The following is a 10,164-nucleotide window of genomic DNA, read 5'->3' on the forward strand; positions in this document are numbered from 1 at the left end:
AAAAGACACACGCTCTCCATTCAGAGACGTATGTCTGAATAGGGAACGGTGCCCTGTAACCTAACGATTTTAGATTCAATCTACTATAATCGCGGTGCGAAGGGCCAAGCTTGAAGTTGAGTGATTTTGTGCGCTACACGTTTGTTCATGTCAAGCCCTCCTTTTCCTTTCGAGTTTCGAATAATATTAGATTATCACGCTCTTTTGAACATTGTCAATACTTTTTATGAAATCTTTTGAAAATTTCATAGGTTCTTACAGGAGATTCCAGAGGAAAAATCATTGTATTTCTCGCTTTAACCATTTATGATTAGTTCAACTACCTAATTTTAAACCACAGGAGGTGTACGCTTTGTTTCCCCCTTCACTGGCATGAAACAAAGCACCCATTTGGATATTCCCATACGCTTGGCAGCATTTGCTGCCTTGATCGCCCTCACTGCATTTTTTGTTGCAGCTGAGTTTGCAATAGTGAAAGTCAGAATGACACGAATCGATCAGCTAGCTTTAGCAGGCAACAAAAAAGCTGTAAATGCTAAACGAGTTGTAGATAACCTCGATGAATACTTGTCTGCCTGTCAGCTCGGAATTACGATTACCGCACTCGGACTCGGTATGCTTGGAGAACCGACCGTTGCGTTAATGCTTGAGCCTCTGTTTACTTATTTGCAGTTATCAACTAGCATGACAGTCTTCCTTTCTTTTTCTATCGCGCTTATTGTCGTGACATTCCTTCATGTTGTCATTGGTGAGCTTGCTCCAAAAACGGTAGCGATTCAGAAAGCAGAAACGTTAACACTTGCACTTGCAAAACCACTCATCATCTTTTATCGCACGATGTATCCGTTCATTAAGATCTTAAATGGTTCAGCAAGATTAGTGACTCGATTATTTGGCTTTCGACCAATCCATGAAGCAGATGTAGCCCATACAGAAGAAGAATTGCGAATGATTTTGTCCGACAGTTTGAAAAGCGGGGAAATCAATCAATCCGAATACAAATATGTGAACAAAATATTTGAATTCGATGATCGGATTGCAAAAGAAATTATGGTTCCTCGAACGGAAATGATGACCATTGAAAAAGAAATGACCGCTGCTGAAATCTTCAACATGCCTGGCATCGAGCAATTCACTCGATACCCTGTTACCGATGGTGACAAGGATCATGTTATTGGTCTCGTTAATATGAAGCATTTGCTCACAGCATATATTAAGAACCCTAAAAACGGAGAGTTACCGGTCACTGCCTACATGCAGCCGATTATTCGTGTCATTGAAACGATGGCAATTGGAGACTTGCTGTTAAAAATCCAACGAGAACGCATTCATATGGCGATTCTTATGGATGAATACGGTGGAACCTCCGGATTGGTTACCATTGAAGATATCCTTGAAGAAATCGTTGGTGAAATACAAGATGAATTTGACCAAGACGAATTACCAGATGTTCAGGTAGTTGGTGAAGGCCATTTCATCCTCGACGCAAAAATGCTTTTGGACAACGTCAATGATACACTTGGCATCGACCTCGATGAAGAGGATATCGATACCATTGGTGGATGGTTCATGTCTCAACGCTTTGAAGCCATTCCCGGAGAAAAAATTATAGAACAAGGCTATGAATTTTCCGTCAAAGACGTGGAAGGTCACCACATTCTCTATCTTGAAGCAGAGAAACTCGAAGATGAGGAAGCAGACTTAGAAGAAGAAATGGTGTAATAAAAAGAGACGACTCCTATTCGGAATCGTCTCTTTTTTTATTGCTCTGCATTTTTTTGGAAGTACTCTACATTGTAGATATCTCGACGGCGATCCTTCAACTGCTTCACCGTACCGTCTTGACGCTGTCGCTTCAACACTTCTAAGTCCACATCTCCAATAAGCACTGTTTCTAGGTTTGCATTTGCTTCTCCTACAATCCCATCCCTGGCAAATTCAAAGTCCGAAGGGGCGAAGATTGCAGATTGGGCATATTGAATATCCATGTTAACCGCCTGTGGCAAGTTTCCAACCGTACCAGAAATGACCGTATAAATTTGGTTTTCGACAGCACGAGCCTGCGCACAGTAACGTACTCTCAAATAACCTTGCCGATCTTCTGTACAGAAAGGCGTGAAAATGATATTCGCCCCTTTTTCAGTAGCGATTCGAGCAAGCTCGGGAAATTCAATATCATAACAAACTTGAATGGCAATCTTTCCACAGTCTGTGTCAAAGACACGGACGGAATCTCCAGCACTGATTCCCCAGTATTTCTTCTCGTTCGGGGTAATATGGATCTTATATTGTTTATCGATCGAACCATCCCGTCTAAAGAGGTAAGAGATATTGTAAATTTCCTCATTCTCTTCTTCAACGAAGTGAGACCCGCCAATAATATTGACGTTATAACGAACCGCTAAGCTGTTAAATAGTTCGATATATTCTTCCGTATACTCTGAGATTTTACGTACAGACTGACTTGCAGAACGCTCATCTAGGAAGGACATAAGTTGAGTTGTGAAAATCTCTGGAAACACTACAAAATCCGAGTTTGCATCTGCAGCGATATTCACAAAGTATTCCACTTGCGATGCTAGTTCGTCAAAGCAAGAAATTTTACGCATCAAATATTGAACGACACAAATACGCACGGGATAGCTCGTTTTATAATGACGTTTTGAAAGTGCTTTGTAATCGATATTATTCCATTCCATCAGGGTTGCATAACGCTTGGACGCCTTATCATCGGGCAAGTAGTTTGGATTGATACGCATCAGTGTGAAGTCATTCATCAGCTGGAACGTTAGAACGGGGTCATAGATGCGATGTTTTGCAACCGAGTTAACGTATTCTCTCGGTGACATCTCATCTGAGTGCTTATGATAGTTCGGAATGCGCCCACCGATAATTATGGACTTCAAATTCAGTTCACGAGCAAGTTCTTTTCGTGCCTCATAAAGTCGTTCGCCGACCTTCATGCGTCTAAATTCTGGATGAACCATCACTTCAATCCCATACAAATTGTACCCTTCAGGATTATGGTTCGTTATGTAGCCATTATCAGAAATGTCGTCCCATGTATGGCGATCATCATATTCTGCAAAATTTAAAATCAGACTAGAGCATGAACCAATTATTTGTCCATCCAGCTCAGCAACGAACTGCCCCTCTGGAAATACAGTCAAATGACTCTCCAAATGTTCCGTTTCCCAGGGGTCCATTCCAGGAAAACACGCTTCCTGCATTACTAATATTTCAGGGATGTCCGACACTTCCATTTGTCGAACTACCATGCTTATTTCAAATGATGATAAATCAAATTCTTCGCTCAACACAAATCACCTCTCTACCTTGAATACCCTATTTTTCGAAGATTATGCCCAACGTTAGCAAAAAAGTTGATTTCCCTCTATAATAAGGAGTTGAAATCGCTGAGAGGAGCACACGAAATGAACAAGCGTTTGGAAAATTTGTTACTCCTGATCTGGACCGTTGCGTTAGTCGCAACATTGGGTTCCTTATACTATTCAGAAGTTAAAGGTTTCACCCCATGTCTATACTGCTGGTACCAGCGTATCTTGATGTATCCGATTGTTCTTATTGCGGGTATTGCACTTATCCAGAAGAATGGACGTATTGCGTTGACAACAGCGACATTTAGCATCATCGGCGCTTGCTTGTCGGCTTATCATTATGCAACACAAAAGCTTAGCTTCTTCCATGAACATGCAGGAACGTGTGGAGATGTTCCTTGCACAGCACAATACGTGAATTATTTAGGTTTTATCACCATCCCATTCATGGCATTCGTTGCATTTGCTTTGATATTCATTGCAAGTGTTATGATGCTAAAACAGTTGAAGGAGACGAAATAATCTATGAAGAAATTATTAATCATTGGTGGGATTATCGTTGTGTTTTTTGTTGCGATCATCGTACTTACAACGGCTTCAAACAAATCGAAGTTAGCTGACAATCCCTATGGTACAGACGATTTAGAGAAGTCCACGATTGACTTGATCGGCAATGAAAACTACGACAGCATTACACTGCCAGATGCAACGTTTAAGAAAATTGAATCTGGTGAACCTACTACGGTGTACTACTTCCATCCAGAATGTCACTACTGCATGGAGATGACCCCTATTCTCATGCCCATTGCAAAAGAAGAAGGCGTGAAAATCAATCAGTACAATATGCTTGAGTTTGGTGAAGAAGTAAAAGAGAAATATGGTATTGAAGCATGGCCAGCACTTGTCCAATATGAGAATGGCAAAGAAGTCGGCCGACTTGTTGGATTGCAACCAGAAGAAAATATCCACGCATTCTTTAATGAGTATTACGGAAAGTGAGCAACAGAAAAGAGGACATATTAATGACATCATTTACGTACACAGCGAAAGACTCTGATGGTACACTTGAACAATTATTGCGGGATGACTGGCAAGCAGGAAAGAAAAACATTCACGAATTACGGATGGCAAATGCCGTGACGGATTCAGAGGGAGTTCCTGTCGTATGGCGCACTCCACTAGTAGCAGGAACTGAGTTAACGTTTCAGTTACCCGAAGCACACTCTGAATACGCACCATTAGATGTACCAGGAGTGAAAGTTCTTACAGAAGATGATCACTTCATGGCTGTTTTCAAACCTGATGGCATTGCCGTTCATCCTGACGGGACTAGCCGTGAAGCAACGATGATGAATGCAGTAATCGCCCATGTACAAGCGACAGGCGGTACGTACGCAGAGCATATTCAACGTCTTGATAAAGGTACGTCTGGTGTTGTCATCGTCGCAAAACATCCAATGGCCAAAGCTATGTTTGACAGAATGATTGCTTCCAACGAGATTACCCGTCTCTACCATGCTGAAGTGGAAGGTCGATTGAAACGGTTGAAAGGCAGTGTCAATATGCCGATTGGTCGTGATCGACATCACCCAACACGTCGCCGAATTTCAATGTCAGGTCAATCTGCGGTAACTCACTTCAAAGTGATTGAGCGTAAAGAACAAACAACTATGATCGAAGCGACCCTCGACACAGGACGGACACACCAAATCCGTGTTCATATGGCTCACTTAGGTCATCCAGTAGTTGGAGATAACTTGTATGAAGCAGTAGCTCTTCCAGACGGTACGTATCGTTTAACCGCTGTAGAAACTTCTTTTGTTCATCCATTTACGGGTGAAAAAATTGTGATTACTGTTTAATGAATAGCTAAAAGCGGCATGGGAATAGTATCCCATGCCGCTTTTTCATTTATCCGATTGTATCGGGGTCTGTACCTGTTCTTTCATCACGGTTCAGTTCATCAATCATTTTCATCTCTTCGGCTGTTAAGACAAAGTCACCGATTTGACTGTTTTCCAAAATTCGTTCTGGAGTAACGGATTTTGGTATGACGATTAAATCTTTCTGTAGATGCCAGCGAATGATTACTTGTGTCGCCGCCTTATGATGTGTTTTCCCGATTTCACCTAAAACAGCGTTGTCCAAAAGCTGTCCACGCGCAAGTGGAGACCAAGACGTTACTGCAATATCCTGTTGAGCACAGTAATTACGCAAAGGGACTTGAGTTAGCAAAGGATGTAACTCAACCTGGTTAACCATTGGCGCAATGTTCGCCGTGACTGACAGTTTTTCGAGATGGTGGATATGGTGATTGGAGACACCTGGTACTCGAATCAGCTTTTCTTCATACAATCGTTCAATGGCACGGTACGTATCTACGAACGTTCCGCTGACCGGCCAATGCGTCAAGTATAAGTCCAAATAGTCGAGCTTTAATTTTTTTAAGGATGTTTCAAACGCCCTTAGGGTTTGATCGTACCCTTGATCGGTATTCCATACTTTAGATGTGATGAAAAGCTCATCGCGGGAAATCCCTGAAGCACGGATCGCCTCTCCTGTTTCTGTCTCATTTTCGTAAATCGCTGCTGTATCCACCGCACGATATCCGTGCTCCAATGCATAAGTAATCGCTTCAACCGTTTGCTTGGAATCCGTCATTTTATAGACGCCCAGACCAAACCGTGGCATATGTACTCCGTTCGCAAGTTGTTTCGTTTCTAAATAGGTAGCTGCCATAGTAGTACCACTCCTTTATTTTCGCGTATTTCTTATTTTAATCATATCATTCGTCAGGAGTACTGAACACGAATACGCAATAGAATTTGTCAGACACTTGTCATATATTTTAAAGTGAGTCATTTCCTTTTTGTTGCGGTTCCGGTATAATAATGTTAGAACAACTGATTCAACAGGAGGGTATCTGATGAGACTAATTCTAATCATGGGTGTCTGCTTCGCATTCCTATCCGCAATCTTCACAGGCGGTTATGCTGACAAGCCAGGCAAAGTGAAAAAATAACACATTAAAAAGGATGCAGCCTAATTAGAGCTGCATCCTTTTTTTAGTGTAAGCCTGGGTAACCTTGTTGACGCAACGCTTCATATACGAGTATCGCCGCAGTGTTGGATAGGTTCAATGATCGAATATGTTCATTCATAGGAATTCGAAGACACGTATCTGAATGGGCTTCGGTAACCTCAGTCGGCAATCCAGTAGTTTCTTTTCCAAAGACAAAGAAGATATCTTGATCGACATTTGAAAAGTCGAAATCGGAGAAAGTCTTCGTCCCAAACTTGGTGATAAAATAGAAAATTCCTTCAGGATATTTCTCGAACAATTGATTGATGCCACCGTGATACGTAATATCAACATGTTCCCAATAATCTAGTCCTGCTCGTTTCAACATTTTATCATCCGTTGAAAAGCCGAGGGGTTCAATTAAATGTAATTTTGCTCCAGTGCCTGCACAAGTTCGTGCAATATTGCCAGTGTTGGCCGGAATAAGCGGTTCAAATAGCGCTACGTGTATTGGCATAATTCCACTTCCTTCTATTCAGTTACAGTCATCTTCATGACTGCTTTTTTAATTTCCTCAAGTACAGTATCATCTGTTTCAGTTTCTGTCTCTAATACTTGTTCAAGTGCTAGTCGTCCACTTTCAGTTCCTATTTCCCCTATAGCCCATGCGCACGTATTGCGGATCATAGGACGTGGATCTGTTTTTAGCAAATTCACTAAATCTGGGATTGCTGCTTCTTCTTTAAAATGTGCTAAAGCTAAGATCGCATTTCGCTGGATAGGATTTTTTCCTCTCCAAGAACCTGACATATGACCAAAAGTTTCTTTAAATTGCCGATTTGATAACTTTAAAATCGGTTGGAGAAGAGGCTTTACGAGCTCTGCCTCAGGTACGAATGATTCTTGCTCTAAATTATATTTCCGCTTATTTTTTGGGCATACAGTTTGACACGTATCACACCCATAGATGCGATTCCCCACCTCTTTACGAAATTCTTCAGGAATTGGCTGTTTCGTTTGCGTCAAGAAAGCAATACAACGCTGCGCATTCAATTGTCCACCTTGTATTAGAGCTCCTGTCGGACATGCATCCAGACATAATGTACAATCTCCACATTGATCCTCCATCGGCACATCAGGTTCAAAAGGTAAATTCGTAATCATCTCACCTAAATAGACATATGAACCGAACTCTGGTGTAATAATAGAACAATTTTTCGCAGACCACCCGATACCTGCACGTTCTGCAACTGCCCGATCCGCGAGTTCTCCCGTATCGACCATAGAACGCGTTTTCACTTCAGAAGAACGCTCATGTAAGAACACTTCCAATAACGCTAACTTTTCACGTAAGACTGTATGATAATCAGTTCCCCACGAAGCTCGGCAAAACATCCCACGCCGCTCCCCCTTCTTCCCTTTCGGTGCATCCGTCATTTTGGAAGGATAGGCAACCGCAATGGAAATGATACTCTCTGCACGATCTAATAGCAAAGTAGGCTCTGTCCTTTTTTCAACATCACTTTCTTCAAATCCTGATTGATAGCCAAGATCCTGTTGTCGTTTCAATCGGTTTTTCAACTCCAAGAATGGAGCTGCTGTTGTAAAACCGATTTTATCGATACCAATCTCTGATGCATAGGCAACTAAGTCTTGTTGCAACTGAGCGATATTCACCATCTGCCACCTCCCTTATGATAAACTTGAGAAAAATACGAACAGGGTGATTTTATGAAATTTCATATAGAACCTGCAATATTTGATGAAGTTCCTGAATTCAAAGTAGCCATCATCCATTATAACAGGACAACCGTATCAGATTCCCCTCAAATGCTAAAAGGAAGACTTCAATTATTTCAGGAACAACTTTTCTTTGAACTTGAGGAACGCTCATTTAATGAGATCGACGGAATCCGAGAATGGCGCAAGGTTTGGAAAGCACTAGGCGCAGATCCCAATCGTTATCGTCCTTCTGTTGAAGCATTATATAGACGTGTCAGTAAACAAGATTATCTGAAAAGCCATTCAAGTGCAATCGACTTGAATACCTTGTTCAGTCTTCAATATGGAATTCCTTCTGGTATGTATAATCGTGAAACACTTTTTGGTGATATTCGTGTGACCACGGGACAAGCAGAAGATGGATACGACGGATTAAACGGTAGATTCAATTCATTACATAACATTCTAATTCTGAAGGATGGATACAGTCCATTCGGCAGCCCCTATGTTGACTCTGTCCGAAGTGCAATCACGGAAGAGACAACAGAAATACTTCATGTACTATTCCTTCGACCTGACATGGGTGTAGAAGAAGCACAAAGCTTAGCAAATGCGTGTGGGACCATGTTTACCAGCATCAATGGAGGCGAGGCAACAGCAAGCATTCTACATCAGGGCAAACCTTCTATCGAGGTGCCTGACTTAACACCTCATGAGAGATCTAATTATTGAACAGCATTCACCAATTTTTAAATCGAATACTTGAAACCCGCCGACTCTACTCAAAGCGGGTTTTTTGTATGTAGAGTAAAATTGACTAAAAAAATAATGAAAATAAAAAAAGAACAACCGAAGTTGTCCTTTTCTAAGATACCCGAGGCCGGACTTGAACCGGCACGCCTTACGGCATCGCATTTTGAGTGCGACGTGTCTGCCATTCCACCACTCGGGCAAACTATAAAAATAATAAAACGGAAACCAATTAATGGAGGCGGCAACCGGAATCGAACCGGTGGTAAGGGTGTTGCAGACCCGTGCCTTACCGCTTGGCTATGCCGCCGTAGAATAAGTGGAGCGGAAGACGGGATTCGAACCCGCGACCCCGACCTTGGCAAGGTCGTATTCTACCACTGAACTACTTCCGCTAATAACTGGGGTAGCTGGATTCGAACCAACGAGTGACGGAGTCAAAGTCCGTTGCCTTACCGCTTGGCTATACCCCAAAAATAAAAAAGGGGCGGCTGAGGGGAATTGAACCCCCGAGTGCCGGAATCACAATCCGGTGCGTTAACCACTTCGCCACAACCGCCATAATAATAATGATGTTTCAAGTCAAGAGACAAGTAAGATAAATGGCAGGGGCAGTAGGAATCGAACCCACACCAAAGGTTTTGGAGACCTCTATTCTACCGTTAAACTATGCCCCTGTAAAAAATGGTGGTGGGGGACGGATTCGAACCGCCGAACCCGGAGGGAGCGGATTTACAGTCCGCCGCGTTTAGCCACTTCGCTACCCCACCATAGGGAATTTCATGGTGCCGGCGAAAGGAATTGAACCCTCAACCTACTGATTACAAGTCAGTTGCTCTACCAATTGAGCTACACCGGCATATAAGATGGCTCAGGACGGAATCGAACCGCCGACACAAGGATTTTCAGTCCTTTGCTCTACCGACTGAGCTACTGAGCCATATTGTTTTAAAGAAAATGGCGGTCCCGACCGGGGTCGAACCGGCGATCTCCTGCGTGACAGGCAGGCATGTTAACCACTACACCACGGGACCATTTGGTTGCGGGGACAGGATTTGAACCTGTGACCTTCGGGTTATGAGCCCGACGAGCTACCACTGCTCCACCCCGCGATAATACTATTATTAAGATATAATGGTGGAGGATGACGGGCTCGAACCGCCGACCCTCTGCTTGTAAGGCAGATGCTCTCCCAGCTGAGCTAATCCTCCACAATAATATGTGCTGCTGGCATATCTTATTCATAAGAATGTAAATGGTGACCCCTACGGGATTCGAACCCGTGTTACCGCCGTGAAAGGGCGGTGTCTTAACCGCTTGACCAAGGGGCCA

At 42.8% G+C, this 10,164-nt stretch carries 9 protein-coding genes and 13 tRNA genes; 5 read left to right on the top strand and 17 right to left on the bottom strand.

Going from position 1 to position 10,164, the window contains the following annotated elements; all coding sequences use genetic code 11:
* Positions 1-372 precede the first annotated feature (372 nt).
* Positions 373-1,722 carry a hemolysin family protein gene (locus ACR65F_RS12480; RefSeq protein WP_039042581.1) on the top strand — a complete coding sequence of 450 codons (1,350 nt, stop codon included), beginning with the start codon at positions 373-375 and terminating at the stop codon, positions 1,720-1,722.
* A 38-nt stretch (positions 1,723-1,760) separates the two neighbouring features.
* Here ACR65F_RS12480 and ACR65F_RS12485 read toward each other — a convergent pair whose 3' ends face one another.
* A complete protein-coding gene (locus ACR65F_RS12485) occupies positions 1,761-3,317 on the bottom strand; it encodes a GNAT family N-acetyltransferase (protein ID WP_440504597.1) in 1,557 nt (518 codons plus the stop codon).
* A 117-nt stretch (positions 3,318-3,434) separates the two neighbouring features.
* Between ACR65F_RS12485 and ACR65F_RS12490 the strand changes: the two genes are divergently transcribed.
* From ACR65F_RS12490 to ACR65F_RS12500, 3 genes are read left to right on the top strand one after another with little or no spacing between them, the layout of a single operon-like run.
* Complete coding sequence (locus ACR65F_RS12490; RefSeq protein WP_039042582.1) at positions 3,435-3,860, top strand: disulfide oxidoreductase; 426 nt, start codon at positions 3,435-3,437, stop codon at positions 3,858-3,860.
* A gap of 3 nt (positions 3,861-3,863) precedes the next feature.
* Positions 3,864-4,337, top strand: a complete 474-nt coding sequence (locus ACR65F_RS12495; RefSeq protein ID WP_039042583.1) for a thioredoxin family protein — start codon at positions 3,864-3,866, stop codon at positions 4,335-4,337.
* A 23-nt stretch (positions 4,338-4,360) separates the two neighbouring features.
* Positions 4,361-5,200, top strand: coding sequence for an RluA family pseudouridine synthase (locus ACR65F_RS12500; protein WP_440504598.1), 840 nt, complete (start codon positions 4,361-4,363; stop codon positions 5,198-5,200).
* Between the two features lie 49 nt (positions 5,201-5,249).
* Here ACR65F_RS12500 and ACR65F_RS12505 read toward each other — a convergent pair whose 3' ends face one another.
* The 3 genes from ACR65F_RS12505 to queG form a co-directional block, all read right to left on the bottom strand.
* Positions 5,250-6,077: an aldo/keto reductase gene (locus ACR65F_RS12505; protein ID WP_440504599.1), complete on the bottom strand. Its 828-nt coding sequence runs from the start codon at positions 6,075-6,077 to the stop codon at positions 5,250-5,252.
* Positions 6,078-6,403: 326 nt separating this feature from the next.
* Entirely contained in the window at positions 6,404-6,877 is a 474-nt protein-coding gene (trmL, locus tag ACR65F_RS12510; protein WP_039042586.1) for a tRNA (uridine(34)/cytosine(34)/5-carboxymethylaminomethyluridine(34)-2'-O)-methyltransferase TrmL, read from the bottom strand.
* A gap of 14 nt (positions 6,878-6,891) precedes the next feature.
* Complete coding sequence (gene queG / locus ACR65F_RS12515) at positions 6,892-8,037, bottom strand: tRNA epoxyqueuosine(34) reductase QueG (RefSeq protein WP_440504603.1); 1,146 nt, start codon at positions 8,035-8,037, stop codon at positions 6,892-6,894.
* A gap of 54 nt (positions 8,038-8,091) precedes the next feature.
* Between queG and ACR65F_RS12520 the strand changes: the two genes are divergently transcribed.
* Entirely contained in the window at positions 8,092-8,814 is a 723-nt protein-coding gene (locus ACR65F_RS12520) for a B3/B4 domain-containing protein (protein WP_440504600.1), read from the top strand.
* A gap of 139 nt (positions 8,815-8,953) precedes the next feature.
* Here the strand turns inward: ACR65F_RS12520 and ACR65F_RS12525 are convergent.
* From ACR65F_RS12525 to ACR65F_RS12585, 13 genes are all read right to left on the bottom strand, one after another.
* Positions 8,954-9,034: transfer RNA gene (locus ACR65F_RS12525), tRNA-Leu, on the bottom strand.
* 34 nt (positions 9,035-9,068) lie between these two features.
* Positions 9,069-9,142, bottom strand: a tRNA-Cys gene (locus ACR65F_RS12530).
* Between the two features lie 10 nt (positions 9,143-9,152).
* Positions 9,153-9,227: transfer RNA gene (locus ACR65F_RS12535), tRNA-Gly, on the bottom strand.
* A 6-nt stretch (positions 9,228-9,233) separates the two neighbouring features.
* Positions 9,234-9,305: transfer RNA gene (locus ACR65F_RS12540), tRNA-Gln, on the bottom strand.
* Between the two features lie 13 nt (positions 9,306-9,318).
* Positions 9,319-9,391: transfer RNA gene (locus ACR65F_RS12545), tRNA-His, on the bottom strand.
* Between the two features lie 44 nt (positions 9,392-9,435).
* A tRNA-Trp gene (locus tag ACR65F_RS12550) sits at positions 9,436-9,509 on the bottom strand.
* Positions 9,510-9,517: 8 nt separating this feature from the next.
* Positions 9,518-9,602, bottom strand: a tRNA-Tyr gene (locus tag ACR65F_RS12555).
* Between the two features lie 13 nt (positions 9,603-9,615).
* A tRNA-Thr gene (locus ACR65F_RS12560) sits at positions 9,616-9,691 on the bottom strand.
* An 8-nt stretch (positions 9,692-9,699) separates the two neighbouring features.
* A tRNA-Phe gene (locus ACR65F_RS12565) sits at positions 9,700-9,772 on the bottom strand.
* A gap of 18 nt (positions 9,773-9,790) precedes the next feature.
* Positions 9,791-9,866: transfer RNA gene (locus tag ACR65F_RS12570), tRNA-Asp, on the bottom strand.
* A gap of 3 nt (positions 9,867-9,869) precedes the next feature.
* Positions 9,870-9,944: transfer RNA gene (locus ACR65F_RS12575), tRNA-Met, on the bottom strand.
* A gap of 23 nt (positions 9,945-9,967) precedes the next feature.
* Positions 9,968-10,043 (bottom strand) — tRNA-Val (locus ACR65F_RS12580).
* 45 nt (positions 10,044-10,088) lie between these two features.
* A tRNA-Glu gene (locus ACR65F_RS12585) sits at positions 10,089-10,163 on the bottom strand.
* Position 10,164: the final 1 nt, after the last annotated feature.

Source organism: Sporosarcina sp. SAFN-010, from assembly GCF_059415065.1.

Coding starts and splice junctions, on each gene's coding strand:
- ACR65F_RS12495 (WP_039042583.1), top strand. CDS start 3,864: ATGAAGAAATTATTAATCATTGGTGGGATTATCGTTGTGTTTTTTGTT.
- ACR65F_RS12505 (WP_440504599.1), bottom strand. CDS start 6,077: ATGGCAGCTACCTATTTAGAAACGAAACAACTTGCGAACGGAGTACAT.
- ACR65F_RS12490 (WP_039042582.1), top strand. CDS start 3,435: ATGAACAAGCGTTTGGAAAATTTGTTACTCCTGATCTGGACCGTTGCG.
- trmL (WP_039042586.1), bottom strand. CDS start 6,877: ATGCCAATACACGTAGCGCTATTTGAACCGCTTATTCCGGCCAACACT.
- ACR65F_RS12520 (WP_440504600.1), top strand. CDS start 8,092: ATGAAATTTCATATAGAACCTGCAATATTTGATGAAGTTCCTGAATTC.
- ACR65F_RS12480 (WP_039042581.1), top strand. CDS start 373: ATGAAACAAAGCACCCATTTGGATATTCCCATACGCTTGGCAGCATTT.
- ACR65F_RS12500 (WP_440504598.1), top strand. CDS start 4,361: ATGACATCATTTACGTACACAGCGAAAGACTCTGATGGTACACTTGAA.